We start from the raw sequence: 15,068 nt of genomic DNA, 5'->3' as shown, positions 1-15,068 counted from the left end.
ACGGGCTTTCCCGTTGCTTCTTTTAGAAAGAGGGAAATGCAGAAAATGAAAAATGCCAGGAAGATTTTGATCATCTTTAGTTTTGCAATCTTGATCTATTTGGGTTTACTTTCAGGGTGGGATAACAAGGGTATCCTCTTCGATGAAAAGCTTTTGATAAGGATCAGTGAAAATCAGAGCCCTGGAATGCTGGCATTTATGAAGGTAATTTCATTCCTGGGATCGGAGTTGTTTCTGTTTCCTGCTGTAGGACTGGTAATTGCTTATATGCTGATCAAGAGGTACAATTATTCTGCCTGCATGCTTTTATCTGCATCATTGGGAAGCTGGATTGCAAATCATACTCTCAAGCAGATATTTCAAAGGGTCAGGCCTGAGGAATTTTTTAAAGTCCAGCAGGGAGGATTTAGCTATCCAAGCGGTCACTCCATGGTTTCAATGTCCATGTTTCTGACTATAGCATTTCTAATAGCAAGGAAGCAGGAGGGTAAAACCGATCCAAGAATTCCATATGCAGCAGCTATCCTGTATATAGTTATCATGGGACTTAGCAGGCTTTCGCTGGGTGTCCATTGGCCAACAGATATTTTAGGAGGATATGCAGGCGGATACCTATACTATCTGGCATCTGCAAGACTGATAGATCAATTGTATAATAAGAAAAAGAGCAAGGCTCTTAGTTAACCTAAGATCGCCTTGCTCTTTTCATCCATAAACTGATTGCTGTAAAGGCTGTAGTAGTAGCCTCTTGCCTTTATAAGTTCTCTGTGGGTTCCATCCTCTATAACCCTTCCATCCCTGATAACCAGTATCCTGTCAGCATTTCTAACGGTAGACAGCCGGTGGGCAATTACGAAACTGGTTCTGCCCTCAAGCACCCTGGAAATAGCATCCTGGATTATCTTTTCTGTCTCGGTATCGATCGATGATGTCGCTTCATCCAGGACAAACAGCTGCGGGTTTCTGACTATAGCCCTGGCAAATGAAACCAATTGCTTCTGACCTGTCGATAGAAGATTTCCTCCCTCTCCTACCTGGGTATCGTACCCATCCTTCATCTCTGTTATGAAGCTGTGTGCATTGACAAGCCTGCAGGCTTCCTCTATCTCTTCATCGGTTGCATCAAGCTTACCATATCTTACATTATCCCTGATTGTTCCGCTGAAAAGGTGCGGTGCCTGAAGAACATAGCCAAGATTATCATGGATCCAGTTGAGTGGCATATCCTTGTAATTGTAACCATCGATCAGTATCTCACCCTTAACAGGCTCGTAAAACCTGCAGAACAGATTGACTATAGTGGACTTCCCTGACCCGGTTTCGCCAACCAAAGCGATCGTCTGGCCTGGTTCCACTGAAAGGTTAAAGTCGGTGAGAACGGGCTCATCAGGATTATAATGGAAGCTTACGTTTTTGAATTCCACCTTTCCCTTTATACTTGGCCAAAGCTCTTTTTTCTGGTCGAATATATCGCCATATTTGTTCAATACTTCCTCGCTGTCCTTAATAGCAGGCTCCTCACGGAGTAAAGAAAATACTCTTTCTGCAGATGCCTGTGCACCCTGTATTTCTGCGAAAATTACTGCCATCTGTCTTACAGGTTCAAAAAATTGAGAGGTATAGGAAATAAAAGCAACCAAGGTACCGTAGGTTATCGCTCCTGTAAGGATATACCCTCCTCCAAAGCTTAATGCAAGTGCAGTCCCAACACTGCCAAGGCCGATTACTATAGGGAGGTAAACTGATGATAGTACCGCGGCTCTGATAGAGCTGTTTCTGAGTGAAGAAGTCAAACCAGAGAATTCATTAAGGTTCAATATTTCCCTTACCAGAGTCTTCGTTGTTTTAGCTCCCTGTATATCCTCGTTGTAAGCACCGGTTATTTGTGAATTTATCTTTCTTACCTCTCTTTGTGCGACCAATATCTTTCTCTGGAAGTAGACGCTTATGATTGCAAGTATAGGAATAACCGACAAAGTTATAGCTGCAAGCCTTGCATTCAGAATAAACATGTATATCGTTACTCCTGTCATCATCGTCATACCCCAGGCCAAATCCACCAACCCCCAGCTTATAGTCTCGCTGAGTCTGTTTATGTCGGAGGTCATTCTTGCCATCAGCCACCCAACTGCCTTATCGTCATAATAAGACAGAGAAAGCTCTTGCAGCCTTACAAACCCTATCCTTCTTATATCGTGTGCCATTGAGGTTTCAAGTCTTCCCGCAAGCTTTATGAAGACAAATATTATACCGCTTAGCAGCGCAACAGCAAGAATATAAATAACTATAAAGCCCCCAAGCCCATCGAGGGAGTTTTTTTCTATAAAATTATCAACCGCATATTTTGTCAACAGCGGAAAGGTACTGTCCATAGCGCCCAAGGCAGCCATAATTCCGGTAAGCCTAAGGAATTCCCTTTTATAGGGCTTCAGATAGGTAAAGAAATCCTTCCATACCCTCAGATCTACTTTCGGTGCTTTATTTTTTACTTCATCCATAGATCCACCTCCTAAACGGCTTCCAGATCCTCATCAATTGATGATTGGATCTCATAAACTCTTTTATATAGCCCTTCTGTATTGATAAGCTCCTCATGTGTACCCTTCTGAACTATTTTCCCTTTGTCCATGACTAAAATAATGTCTGCCTCGGAAACTGTAGAAATCCTATGGGATATTATTATCGTTGTGGATTTGTTCCTCCTGGCTGAAAGAGCTCTTCTTATTTGTACATCTGTTTCAGTATCAACTGCAGAGAGTGAATCGTCAAATATGACTATCGGGGTTTCGCTTATTATTGTCCTTGCAATCGACATCCTTTGCTTCTGACCCCCTGAGAGCGACACCCCTCTTTCTCCTACGAGAGTGTCGTACTTCTTATCAAATGACTGTATATCATTGTGGATAGATGCAGTCTTTGCAGCTGTAAAAACAGTATTATCCTCCTTAGTGGGATCTGTAAGTCTAATATTTTCCTTGATCGTTTTTGCATAAAGGAATGGCTCCTGAAGAACCAAACCGACATTTTTTCTTACCCACTGTCTGTCGATCGACTTAAGCTCTCTTCCATCAATTTTAATTGAGCCGTCATCGTAATCATAAAGTCTTGGCAGCAAATGGACCAATGAGCTTTTTCCTGAGCCGGTTGAGCCGATTATAGCCAAGGTCTGACCCTTTTCTACAGAAAAGCTTATATGATCCAGAACCATCCTGTCCTTTTCGTAGCTGAAGCTAACATCCCTGAACTCGATATTTCCATGGACCTCAGGTTCTTCCCCATTCTCTACGAGTACCTCAACAGGAGTAGAAAAAATCTCATCAATTCTCTTAATGGAAACAGTTGCCTTTCCCATGTCAGTGAGGGTCCTTCCAAGCTGCCTCACTGGCCAAACCATCATATTGACGTAGCTAATAAAAGAGATAAGGACACCAAGTGTCAGGTTTCCCTGAACGACCATCCAGGTACCTACCACTATTGTCAGGCCGACCTGAAGCATACTGATAAAATCTGAAACTGACCAGTACATTGCCAGATTCATAATTAGCTTATTAACAAGAACTCTGTACTCGCTATTTCTGATATCGAATTTTCCAAGTTCGTATGCTTCTCTTGCAAATGCCTTCACTACCCTTATCCCTGTAAGATTCTCCTGTAAGGTAGTTGTAAGCCTCGCCTCTGACTCATCTGATTCTTTAAAATCCTTTTGGACCCTCCTGAAGAAAATAAGGGCAAATGCAAAGGTAAAGGGCAGGAGAGCCACGGATACAAGAGCCATGCTAATATTGAGTCTAAGCATTATCTGAAGTATAAACAGCAACATGAATAATGAACCTGCAACCTCGATCAGCTGCACTGATAGGAACCTTTTAATAGTTTCAACATCGGATGTGCACCTTTGTATAAGATCTCCGGTATCTGCCTTCACATGGTAGCTGTAGGGCAGCTTTTGTATGTGATCATAAAGAGAATTCCTGATCTTCATGGAGATATCCTCTGCGCTTTTAACCGACAAATAACCCTTTAGGTATAGAAAGATTCCTCTTAATACAGTATTTAGAACTATTATTGCTCCGATTATCCACAGACTGTCCCTTAATACTTCCCTTCCTCCAAGAAATTGTATAACGCTGCCGGCTATTGCAGACGAAGCAGCCTTGTCACCAATTACTGAGTCTACTGCAGTTCCTATTATAAGAGGACCCAGAGTATTGAACAGCTGAGATATTATAACAGCCAGTATACCCAGCAAGTATAGTCCGGCGTAGCCCTTGGTAAAGGGCAGAATTTTTTTCACATCCTTCATAGTAAAACCTCCCAATATAAAAATGCCATAAGTCATAGACCTATGGCATGTCAGTTGCTTTAGCATAATAAAGAAAACGAGGACAAAAAAAAGGCCATAGGCGTACGCCTGTGGCTAAAGTACTAGTTTACCTGATACCAGAGCATAGGTCGTGACCAGAAACTACGATTATTTTATTAGCAATGCTTTCATTTATTCTGATTATCATCTTCACGACCTCCTTTCTTTTACCTCAAATTTCATTTTATACTAAAATGAGTAAATGTCAACATTTATTTTTTAAGGATATTCTATGAATAGAGCAATGTCGATTAAAGGAGCATATTTATTGCTGGAGTATCGACTCCAAAGCTTTAAGATCAATGATCTTGAACCTGTTTTTGTAGAAATCGATCAGCCCATCTTCCTTCATCCGGATAAGCTCCCTTGAGAGAGAAGGTCTCGGGATATTTATCAGCTCTGCCATTTTCTTTCTGCTGTAAGGAAGAGCAATATATCTGGATTTCTGACGACTATACTCCAAAAGCAAAATATTAACAATTTTTTTCCTGGCGGTATCCAGAGAGAGATCTGTAATCCTGTCATTGAGCATATGGATCCTTTTAGAGAGTACACCTGCAAAGTTCTTGAGAACCCTGCCATTTTTTGTAAGCAGCAAAACCAGCTCATCCCTGGGTATCATAAGTATGACGCTCTCAGTAGTTGATAAAACCGTTGCAGGATACTCCTTCTTGTGTGAAAAAACCAAGGACTCAGCGAAAACATCTCCGGCGCTGAAGTGATTTATAGTTACAACCTTCCCTGATGAGAAGGGTTTATGGATCTCGATTTCACCTTCCAGTATTATTGAGAGATGATCGCACGGCTCACCCTCCAATGCAATATAATCACCAGCATTATAAGTCCTTCTAAGGGAGTTCGTTCCACTGATCAGCCCGATAGCTTCCTCAAGCCGAACACCTTTGAATAAAATACATTTTTCCAACGCATCCATAGCTTCTCCACCTCCTTACCGATACTAAGTCATTATACCCAAATAACCGGTAAGTTACAAAGAAAAATAGAGAAAAATAGAGTCAACGCTTCAGTATTGGGTATCATATCCACATAGCTCGAGATAAAGGGGTAAGAAGATGAATGAGATTTTACTTATAAACAGAATCGATCATAGGGATTATAGCGGAAAAAAACAGAGGGTTTTTTTTCAGATCGGAGGTATGAACCTTCCGAGGGTAGAGGAAAGTCTTACCGGCTTACTTAACATATCAAGGCTGGTTGAGAAAGAGGATGTTATATTTAAGTACAATGGTATTGAGCTGAATATTTTAACTCAATCCATTCCCATTATTGTCAAGCTAATGGCAGAAAGCAATCTTTCAGTCTATTCAGTCTATGCAATATACGATCCCAGATCGTGATGCCTGGCCTCAGGCTGATTATAACCGATCTTAATGGGTATACATAAAATTGAGCGAATAGAGCAAATCAAATTATCACAGGAGGATAAAATGAACGAAAAATTACTTGCAGCACTAAACGACCAATTTAACTTCGAACTGCTTTCAGGCTATTATTATCTTGCCATGGCAGCTTACTGCGAATCAGAAAACATGAGAGGAATGAGCCATTTCCTGGTTGAGCAGGCAAAAGAGGAATATGAGCATGCAATGAAATTCTATGGGTTTATCAATGATATGGATGGAAGGGTAACTATGAAGTCAATGACTGAGCCTAAGAATGACTACGGATCATTCCTGGAGGTTTTTGAGGCGGCACTTGAGCACGAGAAGCTTGTAACATCAAGGATATACAATCTTGTTGATATTGCAACCGAGGAGAAATGTTACCCGGCGATCCAGTTCCTGCAATGGTTTGTAGAAGAACAAGTCGAGGAAGAGAATAATATGAAGGACATCATATTCAAGCTTAAGGGAGTTCAGCACCAATTCCATGGCTTGATGATGATAGATAAGGAGCTTGGAGCAAGATAAAGTTATAAGAAAGGGCAGCCCTGCACGGGTTGCTTTTTATTTTTTGATTACTATTGACATATATATGCTAATATTCTAATATTGAGATATGAGAATATTTAACAATATCCTATGATTGGAGGTTGAGGATGAAATACGATCTTAGCAAGCTGGAGGAGAAGGCAGCATTGCTTAAACTGATGTCACATCGTGTAAGGCTCTGCATCCTTAGGGGACTGGTAAGAGAGGGAGCAAATAATGTCACCTATATGCAAGGGTGTCTTGACATCCCGCAATCAACCATATCTCAGCATCTCTCCAAGCTAAGGCTTGGTGGTTTGGTGAAGGATGAAAGGAGAGGGACTGAGGTATACTATTCAGTCTCAAGCAGGGAAGCAGAATCGATCATAAACCAGTTATTTTTAGAGGAGGAGTCCAATTGTCAAGAAAAGTAGTAATAGTAGGTGGTGTAGCGGGAGGTGCAACCGCACTTGCCAGATTGAGAAGGCTTGATGAGAGTGCAGAAATAGTACTATTTGAAAGAGGAGAATATATTTCCTTTGCGAACTGCGGTCTTCCATATTACATTGGTGGAACTATCGAGGAGAGAGATTCTCTTCTGGTAAGTACACCGGAAACCATAATGAGTAAATATAACGTCGATGTCAGAAATCTGTCAGAGGTAACGAAGATCAACAGGGAAGAGAAGACGGTAGACGTGAAGAACATAAAAACAGGAGAGCAATATAAGGAAAGCTATGACTATCTGTTGCTTTCCACAGGCTCGAGCCCAATAAAACCGCCGATACCGGGAATTGACTCCCCGAATATTTTCAGTCTTTGGAACATACCAGACACAGATGCCATAAAATCATATCTTCAGGATAAAAAACCCAGAAGCGCCGTAGTTGTAGGCGGGGGCTTTATAGGCCTTGAGATGGCTGAGAATCTCCATAACCAGGGTTTAAAGGTTTCAATTGTTGAGATGCTTGATCAGGTAATGGCACCAATAGACTACGAAATGGCTCAGATAGTCCACGAGCATTTAAAGACAAAGGGTGTAGAGCTTCATCTGAAGGATGGAGTAAGTAAATTTGAATATGGAGACGGATCGACAACTATCACGCTTCAATCAGGTGCTCAAGTATCCGGGGACATAATAATACTATCTATAGGCATAAGGCCAAATGGAGAGCTTGCCAAGGCTGCTGGACTTGAACAGAACCAAAGAGGTGGAATAGTCGTAGATAAGTACCTTAAAACCTCTGACGATTCGATCTATGCAATAGGAGACGTAATAGAGGTTGAGGATTATGTAAATAAGGTACAAACAATGGTTCCACTGGCTGGACCGGCTAACAAGCAGGGAAGGATAGTTGCGAACAATATCCTCGGAACCTATAAGGAAGAGTACAAGGGGACCCAGGGAACCAGTATCGCCAAGGTTTTCGATCTTGCTGTTGCAAGTACCGGTGTAAATGAAAAGACCTTGAACAGGATGGGCAAGGAGTATAAGAAAGATTACAACATAGCTCTTATTCACCAGAACTCCCACGCCGGGTATTATCCTGGAGCTCTGCCTATGACCATGAAGCTGTTGTTCGATATGGAGGGTAAAATCCTCGGTTCACAGATCGTAGGATATGATGGAGTAGACAAGAGGATAGATGTAATTGCAACTGCGATTAGATTTGGTGGAAAGATAGAGCACTTGATCGACCTTGAGCTGGCGTATGCTCCACCTTATGGATCAGCAAAGGATCCGGTAAACATGATAGGATTTGTAGCAGACAATCTTATGAGGGGAATGACCGAGCAGGTATTGTGGAGAGAACTGGATTCCCTGGATAAGGATCAGCATAAGGTTCTTGATATTCGTGAGGATATTGAACGAGAGATCGGAACAATAGAAGGCTCTATACACATTCCCCTGGGTGAGTTAAGAGGCAGACTGGATGAGCTGGACAGAGACAAGACTTATATAACACTTTGCGCTGTCGGTTTAAGGGGATATATTGCGGAAAGAGTTCTTAAGGATAATGGCTACAAAGCCTTGAACCTGGCTGGAGGTTTCACAACCTATAAAAACATGTACAGGCAAAGCGATAAGGCTGAACCTCAGGAACCAAAGTCATTCTCTGATTCGGGAGTATCAAACGTGACCGTGGGAAAGGCGGTAACCCCATCAGGTGAGACAGTAAAGCTTAATGCTTGTGGTCTTTCCTGCCCGGGGCCTATTATCCAGGTTGCAGACAGAATGAAGACATTGAATGAAGGAGATATATTGGAAGTATCCGCTACGGACCCGGGCTTCCTAAGCGACATAAGAGCGTGGTGTCGAAATACAGATAATACATTTATCTGCGATGAAAAGCTCACTAACAAGTGGGTGGTTCAAATCAGAAAAGGTCTTGAGGGTGGGCTGCCTGTTGCTTCCCAAGTCAAGTCCGCCCCTGTAAAGGAAAAAACCATGATCGTTTTTAGTGGTGATCTTGATAAAGCTATAGCATCTTTTATAATAGCAAACGGGGCTTCTGCAATGGGGAATAAGGTAACTATGTTCTTTACCTTCTGGGGCTTGAATATACTAAGAAAGCCTGAGCCTGTAAATGTAAAGAAAGATTTCATGGCTTCAATGTTCGGCAAAATGATGCCAAGAGGAAGTAAAAAGCTTGGCCTTTCAAAAATGAACATGGCTGGAATAGGTCCAAGGATGATCAGAAAGGCAATGAATGATAAGAACATATCATCTCTGGAAGAGCTTATCAAAACAGGTATAGATTCCGGAATAAGGATGGTTGCTTGTCAGATGTCTATGGATGTAATGGGTATAACTCAAGAGGAGTTACTCGATGGAGTTGAGATTGGTGGAGTAGCTACAATGCTCGATGCATCAGATAGTTCAAACATGAATCTATTTATTTAGAATCGCGAAGGACCAGGTGGATAACCTGGTCTTTTTTTGATAATTCTCTTATTTTTGGGTAAACATAAGGTGGGTTTTACTCCCAATTACGGTATGGACTTGACCATAGGAATCGGGTATAATGACCTTAGTGGTTAATTTTGAAATGATTACAGCAATAATTGACCAAACACAAAAACTACTTGAGAAAACAAAAAGGAGGAATTACTATGAACGCTATGACCCAGGACAATTTGAGATCCGCTTTTGGTGGTGAGAGTCAAGCCCACATGAGATACAGGATCTGGGCGGAGAAGGCTGAAAAGGATGGTTTTCCAGCTGTAGCAAGACTTTTTATGGCTACTTCAGATGCTGAGCAGGTACATGCGACGCTCCACTTCAAAGCGCTTAAGGATATCCATGGTGGTTTCACAGTAGTATCCGGAGGAGAGTTCGGACTGGGAACAACGTCCGAGAACCTTGCAGGTGGAATCGCTGGCGAGATGCACGAGGTTACTCAAATGTACCCTGCTTACATATCAGTTGCTGAAATGCAGGGTGAAAAAGCAGCAGTACAAGCCATGAAATTTGCTGTCGCTGCTGAACAGGTACATGCTGATTGCTACAGACTGGCAAAAGCATCTGTGGATGCTGGAAAGGACCTCGAGGCTAAAGCCATTGAGCTTTGCCCTGTTTGCGGATACATTTCCCTGACAGGTGAAGAGGACAGCTGTCCAATCTGTAATGCAAAAAAATCAGTTTTTGTAGCATACTAAAATGACAGACGCCTATGGCGTCTGTTTCATTGTATGAGATAATGGAAGGATGTTGGGAATGCTTTTTGAGACGCTTTTATTGGTGATTATCATAGGATATATCAGGAAGGGAAAGCTTTCCAACCTCGAGGATTTACCACTGAAGGGCTGGCCTCTCATTGCCGCGGGAATTTCAGTTTATTTCTTTCAGATATTTACCTTAAGATTTTCCAATGGCGATATTGCAAATATGGTATTCAATAACCTTAAATGGTTTCAGGCAGCTTCAAGCATTGCAATAATCGCAGGTCTACTGATATCTTCAAGAGATACGGGATATATTCTTTCGTCTCTTGGTATGCTTCTCAATATGATCGCTTCCTTTGTAAATGGCGGAAGGATGCCCGTATCCCCTGCAGTTCTGGAAAGGCTCGGATTGCTTGAACAGCTTTCAGTCCTCCAGACTGGAGGAACTTCGGTTCATCAGCTGATGAACGAAACAGCCAGCTTGAAGCTTCTTTGTGATGTGATACCGATACCCATTGTTACCCCGAAGGCTGCAAGTATTGGTGACCTGATTCTTTCAACTGGAATTTTTCTAATTATTCATAAATATATGATTTCATCTAAAGCGTTGCATAGCTGAGAAATAAAAGATAAAATGTACTTGTCGGAGTTGATGGTGCTATGAAAAAGTTGTCATTCTTAATTGCAGCCGTCTTATTATTTGCAGGCATCTTTATCTTAGGCGAAGTGGTCACTGCAAGGATAAATGGGGTTGTTCCGGTTGAAAATGAAAACGTTATCCCGATTGTGGATGCTCCTGCTACTGATTTACCTCTACCTGAAGAGCCGGTACCTGTGCCAGAGGACACAATAGTAACTTTGATCGCTGCTGGAGATATAATGTTTCATAATCCTCAGGTAGTAAGCGCCAAGGCAGAGGATGGAAGCTATGACTTTTCAGCTCCATTTCAATATTTAAGGGGTCATCTCCAGGGAGTGGATCTTGCTATTGCCAATCTCGAGACTGTTATTGCGGGTGAAGGTGAAACACTCAGGGGATATCCCAGGTTCAGAAGTCCCAAGGAGGTTCTGGATGGAATCAAGGAAGCGGGTTTTGATATTCTCGTGACGGCAAACAATCATTCTGCCGACATGGGAAGAGATGGGATCATTAGGACCATAGAGGAGCTTGAAAAAAGACAGCTGGAATATATTGGAACAAGCAGGGGAGAAAAGCGGGACTATATAATAAAAGAGGTCAAGGGAGTCAAGATAGGAATTTTGTCCTATACCTTTGGTCTTAACGGTCTTGAGAGCCTTTTGACGCCTGAGGAACTGCAGAATATGGTCAACCTCATCGATGCCGAAAGTATCTCAACGAGTATTGCCGAGGCACGAATGAATGGGGCCGAGGTCATCATAGTTTATCTCCACTGGGGCCATGAATACCTTAGAGATGCTTCAGATGAGCAACGCTCACTTGCAGAATTTCTTTCTGAAAATGGCGCTGACCTGATCCTTGGGAGCCACCCGCATGTCATCCAGGAAATGGAAACAATAAGCGTCGAGGGCAAGGATATACCAGTGGTTTATTCCATGGGGAATCTGTTGTCCAATCAAAGGTATGAAACTATGGGTGTATCATATACAGAGGACGGACTCCTGGTTTCCATCAGGATCGTTAAAAAATGGGATACTGGAGAGGTATTGATAGAACCACTGGCACCCATACCAACCTGGGTATACAGATGGAGTACAGGAAACGGCAAGTATGCTTACAGGGTGCTTCCTGTTGAGGATGTGCTCTCAGGAAAGCTTGTATTAGAGCTTCCTCCTGAAACGACGCTCAGGATCCGGAAATCCCTTGACGAAACCATGGATACTCTCGAGGGATCAAATTGATCAGGCTTATTATTGAAAAGTAGGATATATTTATATATACAAATCGAAGCGCTGCTAATGTATAATAGAATTGAAGGATCCCAGAGAAAAGGCGTGATTTGATTGCAATACCTGGCCGACATTTTTGCAAACATAAGAATAAGGGATATCGTAGACATCCTCATAGTAGCTTTGGTCATCTACAAGCTGTTCACGCTCATTAAGGAGACCCGGGCTGAACAGCTGATCAAGGGGATCGGGGTATTGCTGGTACTTACAAAGGTAAGTGAATGGCTCCAGTTGTACACTATCAACTGGATACTTAGCAATGCAATGACTGTGGGAACTTTGGCGATACTCATTGTCTTCCAGCCTGAGCTCAGGAGAGGACTTGAGTACATAGGGAGAAGCAGATTTTTCTCGAAATCCCTGATTGAAATAAGGGGAGAAAACATGTCAAGGGTTGTGGATGAAATAGTTGAAGCTACAGCCTCGTTGTCGCGACAAAAAATAGGAGCGCTTATGGTTTTGGAAAGGCAAACAGGTCTTAACGAGGTCGTAGAGACCGGAACAAAGATAGGAGGAACCGTAAGCAGCGACCTTCTCATAAATATATTTATTCCAAATACTCCGCTGCACGATGGAGCTGTCATAATAAAGGACGATATCATAAAGGCTGCTGCTTGCTTCCTGCCGCTGACCGACAGCTCTACAGTCAGTAAAGAGCTGGGAACTCGGCATAGAGCTGCTCTTGGTATATCTGAAAGGTCTGACAGCCTGTCGATCGTAGTTTCAGAAGAAACTGGTGCAATATCCATCGCTGAAAATGGAACTATCTCCAGATATCTAGATGCAAAGACCCTTAGGCAGATATTAATTGACATGTATAAACCGAAGGGGAGCAACCAGACGTTCATTATGAGATGGAGGCGAAAAGATGAAGAGGAAGAGTGATATCACAGCAAAAATTCTAACTCTCGTCATAGCCATTTTTCTGTGGAGTTATGTCATGAGTGATACCAATCCCATAATTGAAAAGCCTGTAAGAAATGTTGCAGTAACTTATGCAAATACTGCAGCCTTGGACAGACAAGGACTTGTAATAATGGGACCGGAGGAAGTAAAGATAAACGTTAGAGTCAGCGGCCAGAAGGCTGATATGGACAAATTCCTGACTTCAAATATATTTGCACAGGTCGATTTGAGCGGCTATAGTGAGGGACAGGTCAAGGTACCGGTAACAGTCGGCATCCTGGATCAGACCTCAGGAATATCAATATTGAGTTATGAACCAAAGGAGGTCTTGTTTACCTTTGACAGGATAATTACTAAGGAGATCCCAATAACAATAACTACCTCCGGCGAATTGCCTGAGAGCTATGTTCTGGGAGAAATCCTCGCAAGGCCGCAAAGCATACTGCTTAGAGGTCCCCGAACGTGGGTAAATGAGGTGGATTCAGCGGTTGCTCTGGTAGATATTTCAGGAAGGACTAATATTACAAATCTGTCGGTGCCTATAAAGGCCGTCACAGATTCCGGAGAAGAGGTAAGAGGAGTCGAAAAAGAACCTGGAATAATTGACATTACACTGCCTGTATTCAAAACTGCGCTGGTACCTGTACAGCTTACAACTGTAAACGAGTTGCCGGAAGGCTTGTCTTTAACGGAGATAACTATTTCACCTGAAGAGGTCATGCTAAAGGGCGATGAGAGTGTCGATCTTCTCGACAGGATAGAGACAATGCCCATAGATGTCAATGGCTTGCTCGACAACAACTCGGTCGAAGTCCAGCTAAATCTACCCGGCGGGATAACGATGCTGAATCAAAACGAGAAAATAACAGTATCCTACAAGGTAGAGGAGACGGTTGAGGAAACAAGGCAATTCACACTTGATCAGGTAATGATATTAAATCTTCCTGAAGGATTGAGACTTGGAGAAATGGACGATGGAATGGTCTATACGGTTGTAGTCAAAGGATATAAATCAATCATTGAGAGCATGGATTTTGTAACAGACTTCAAACCGGCTTTAGACCTGAAGGACCTTGAGGCCGGAAACCATGAGATCGGTTTGAGCTTCTCGTCAGTACCTGATGTTACTATTGAATCCGTAGTACCAAATATTGCAGTTATAAATCTTATTGAGGAATAAGGGGGACAATATGGAGAAAAAATATGTTTTGGCTATAAACCCTGGTTCGACTTCAACAAAGGTATCCTTATACGATAGGAATGATGAAATCAAGACTAAAAAGCTTGATCATATTGCTAAGGACCTTGAGGGATTCGATTCAGTCGTAAGCCAGTATGACTACAGACTCGGTATCATAATGGATTGGCTCAGGGAGGAAGGCGTAACTCTCGACCAGCTGGAGGCAGTGGTGGGACGAGGCGGACTACTTAAGCCGATGCCAAGCGGTACCTACAAGGTTACTGATGCAATGATCGAGGACCTGAAAATTGGAATCCAGGGGCAGCATGCTTCGAATCTGGGAGGACTTCTTGCCAGGGGGATAGCTGAACAGACAGGTATACCATCATTTATCGTCGATCCGGTGGCAGTTGATGAATTTGAAGATGTAGCCAGGTTGTCGGGACTAAAGGAAATTCCGAGAAAAAGTTTAGTGCACGCACTGAATATCAAGGCTGTTTGCCACAGATATTCCAGGGAAAGAGACATTCCAATGGATGAGTTGAACCTTATAGTTGCACATTTGGGGGGAGGAATTTCTGTATCTCCAATAAAAAATGGGAAAATAGTGGATGCCAATAATGCGAATAATATGGGGCCATTCTCTCCTGAAAGAGCAGGAGGTCTTCCAGTTTGGGATATAATCGACATGTGTTATTCAGGTGATTATACCGAAGGCCAGATCAAGAAGATGCTCGTTGGAAAGGGAGGATTGGTTTCCTACCTTGGAACCTTCGATGGAAGAGAGGTCGTAAAAAGAATAGAGGCTGGAGATGAATATGCCAGGCTGATATACGATGCAATGGCGTATCAAATAGGGAAAGAGATAGGAGCCTGCGGTCCAGTCCTTAAGGGTAAGGTTTCAACAGTCATACTTACCGGAGGCCTTGCGTACTCGGCATATTTGGTTGATATGATCTCTGAAATGGTTTCTTTCATAGCTCCAGTGACCGTTTATCCAGGAGAGGATGAAATGATTGCACTTAATCAGGGAGCAAGAAGAGTTTTGGATGGAGAGGAAGAATATAAGATATATGAGAATGAGGTGAAATAA

Annotated in this window: 14 protein-coding genes; 11 read left to right on the top strand and 3 right to left on the bottom strand. The window is 42.5% G+C overall.

The window, feature by feature from the left end; translation table 11 throughout:
* Positions 1 to 36: 36 nt before the first annotated feature.
* Positions 37 to 684, top strand: coding sequence for a phosphatase PAP2 family protein (locus tag EC328_RS08655; RefSeq protein ID WP_128426416.1), 648 nt, complete (start codon positions 37 to 39; stop codon positions 682 to 684).
* Here the strand turns inward: EC328_RS08655 and EC328_RS08650 are convergent.
* From EC328_RS08650 to EC328_RS08640, 3 genes are all read right to left on the bottom strand, one after another.
* On the bottom strand, positions 681 to 2,498 hold the full coding sequence (locus EC328_RS08650) for an ABC transporter ATP-binding protein (protein WP_128426415.1): 1,818 nt from the start codon (positions 2,496 to 2,498) through the stop codon (positions 681 to 683). The two genes, EC328_RS08655 and EC328_RS08650, sit on opposite strands and share 4 nt — an antisense overlap.
* An 11-nt stretch (positions 2,499 to 2,509) precedes the next feature.
* A complete protein-coding gene (locus tag EC328_RS08645; protein ID WP_128426414.1) occupies positions 2,510 to 4,303 on the bottom strand; it encodes an ABC transporter ATP-binding protein in 1,794 nt (597 codons plus the stop codon).
* Between the two features lie 325 nt (positions 4,304 to 4,628).
* Positions 4,629 to 5,297, bottom strand: coding sequence for a Crp/Fnr family transcriptional regulator (locus EC328_RS08640; protein ID WP_128426413.1), 669 nt, complete (start codon positions 5,295 to 5,297; stop codon positions 4,629 to 4,631).
* Between the two features lie 139 nt (positions 5,298 to 5,436).
* Here EC328_RS08640 and EC328_RS08635 point away from each other — a divergent pair, with 139 nt between their 5' ends.
* The 10 genes from EC328_RS08635 (at position 5,437) to buk (ending at position 15,068) form a co-directional block, all read left to right on the top strand.
* The gene (locus tag EC328_RS08635; RefSeq protein WP_128426412.1) at positions 5,437 to 5,721 is read left to right on the top strand and encodes a hypothetical protein; all 285 of its coding nucleotides are present in this window, start codon (positions 5,437 to 5,439) and stop codon (positions 5,719 to 5,721) included.
* A 90-nt stretch (positions 5,722 to 5,811) separates the two neighbouring features.
* A complete protein-coding gene (locus EC328_RS08630) occupies positions 5,812 to 6,294 on the top strand; it encodes a ferritin (protein ID WP_128426411.1) in 483 nt (160 codons plus the stop codon).
* Between the two features lie 128 nt (positions 6,295 to 6,422).
* Positions 6,423 to 6,728, top strand: coding sequence for an ArsR/SmtB family transcription factor (locus tag EC328_RS08625; RefSeq protein ID WP_206363843.1), 306 nt, complete (start codon positions 6,423 to 6,425; stop codon positions 6,726 to 6,728).
* Complete coding sequence (locus EC328_RS08620) at positions 6,713 to 9,199, top strand: FAD-dependent oxidoreductase (RefSeq protein ID WP_128426409.1); 2,487 nt, start codon at positions 6,713 to 6,715, stop codon at positions 9,197 to 9,199. Before EC328_RS08625 ends, EC328_RS08620 begins: the two co-directional genes overlap by 16 nt.
* Before the next feature lie 209 nt (positions 9,200 to 9,408).
* Positions 9,409 to 9,954 (top strand): rubrerythrin family protein, encoded by a 546-nt coding sequence (locus EC328_RS08615; protein ID WP_128426408.1) that lies wholly within the window; start codon positions 9,409 to 9,411, stop codon positions 9,952 to 9,954.
* 58 nt (positions 9,955 to 10,012) lie between these two features.
* Positions 10,013 to 10,579 carry a DUF5317 family protein gene (locus EC328_RS08610; RefSeq protein WP_128426407.1) on the top strand — a complete coding sequence of 189 codons (567 nt, stop codon included), beginning with the start codon at positions 10,013 to 10,015 and terminating at the stop codon, positions 10,577 to 10,579.
* A 41-nt stretch (positions 10,580 to 10,620) separates the two neighbouring features.
* Positions 10,621 to 11,841: a CapA family protein gene (locus EC328_RS08605; RefSeq protein ID WP_128426406.1), complete on the top strand. Its 1,221-nt coding sequence runs from the start codon at positions 10,621 to 10,623 to the stop codon at positions 11,839 to 11,841.
* A 102-nt stretch (positions 11,842 to 11,943) separates the two neighbouring features.
* The gene (gene cdaA / locus EC328_RS08600; RefSeq protein ID WP_128426405.1) at positions 11,944 to 12,774 is read left to right on the top strand and encodes a diadenylate cyclase CdaA; all 831 of its coding nucleotides are present in this window, start codon (positions 11,944 to 11,946) and stop codon (positions 12,772 to 12,774) included.
* Positions 12,758 to 13,975 carry a CdaR family protein gene (locus EC328_RS08595; protein WP_128426404.1) on the top strand — a complete coding sequence of 406 codons (1,218 nt, stop codon included), beginning with the start codon at positions 12,758 to 12,760 and terminating at the stop codon, positions 13,973 to 13,975. The genes cdaA and EC328_RS08595 overlap by 17 nt, the downstream gene beginning before the upstream one ends.
* Positions 13,976 to 13,985: 10 nt before the next feature.
* Positions 13,986 to 15,068 carry a butyrate kinase gene (gene buk / locus EC328_RS08590; RefSeq protein ID WP_128426403.1) on the top strand — a complete coding sequence of 361 codons (1,083 nt, stop codon included), beginning with the start codon at positions 13,986 to 13,988 and terminating at the stop codon, positions 15,066 to 15,068.

Origin of the sequence: Gudongella oleilytica, from assembly GCF_004101785.1 — a bacterium.
Lineage (GTDB): Bacteria > Bacillota > Clostridia > Tissierellales > Tissierellaceae > Gudongella > Gudongella oleilytica.
The sequence above is the reverse complement of the archived record's forward strand: the minus strand, read 5'-3'. Positions and strand labels throughout refer to the sequence as shown.

Excerpts from the sequence above, each read along its gene's own strand:
- EC328_RS08605 (WP_128426406.1), top strand. The coding sequence starts at position 10,621 with ATGAAAAAGTTGTCATTCTTAATTGCAGCCGTCTTATTATTTGCAGGC.
- EC328_RS08645 (WP_128426414.1), bottom strand. The coding sequence starts at position 4,303 with ATGAAGGATGTGAAAAAAATTCTGCCCTTTACCAAGGGCTACGCCGGA.
- EC328_RS08625 (WP_206363843.1), top strand. The coding sequence starts at position 6,423 with ATGAAATACGATCTTAGCAAGCTGGAGGAGAAGGCAGCATTGCTTAAA.
- EC328_RS08640 (WP_128426413.1), bottom strand. The coding sequence starts at position 5,297 with ATGGATGCGTTGGAAAAATGTATTTTATTCAAAGGTGTTCGGCTTGAG.
- EC328_RS08595 (WP_128426404.1), top strand. The coding sequence starts at position 12,758 with ATGAAGAGGAAGAGTGATATCACAGCAAAAATTCTAACTCTCGTCATA.
- EC328_RS08655 (WP_128426416.1), top strand. The coding sequence starts at position 37 with ATGCAGAAAATGAAAAATGCCAGGAAGATTTTGATCATCTTTAGTTTT.
- buk (WP_128426403.1), top strand. The coding sequence starts at position 13,986 with ATGGAGAAAAAATATGTTTTGGCTATAAACCCTGGTTCGACTTCAACA.
- EC328_RS08610 (WP_128426407.1), top strand. The coding sequence starts at position 10,013 with ATGCTTTTTGAGACGCTTTTATTGGTGATTATCATAGGATATATCAGG.
- EC328_RS08635 (WP_128426412.1), top strand. The coding sequence starts at position 5,437 with ATGAATGAGATTTTACTTATAAACAGAATCGATCATAGGGATTATAGC.
- EC328_RS08650 (WP_128426415.1), bottom strand. The coding sequence starts at position 2,498 with ATGGATGAAGTAAAAAATAAAGCACCGAAAGTAGATCTGAGGGTATGG.
- EC328_RS08615 (WP_128426408.1), top strand. The coding sequence starts at position 9,409 with ATGAACGCTATGACCCAGGACAATTTGAGATCCGCTTTTGGTGGTGAG.
- EC328_RS08630 (WP_128426411.1), top strand. The coding sequence starts at position 5,812 with ATGAACGAAAAATTACTTGCAGCACTAAACGACCAATTTAACTTCGAA.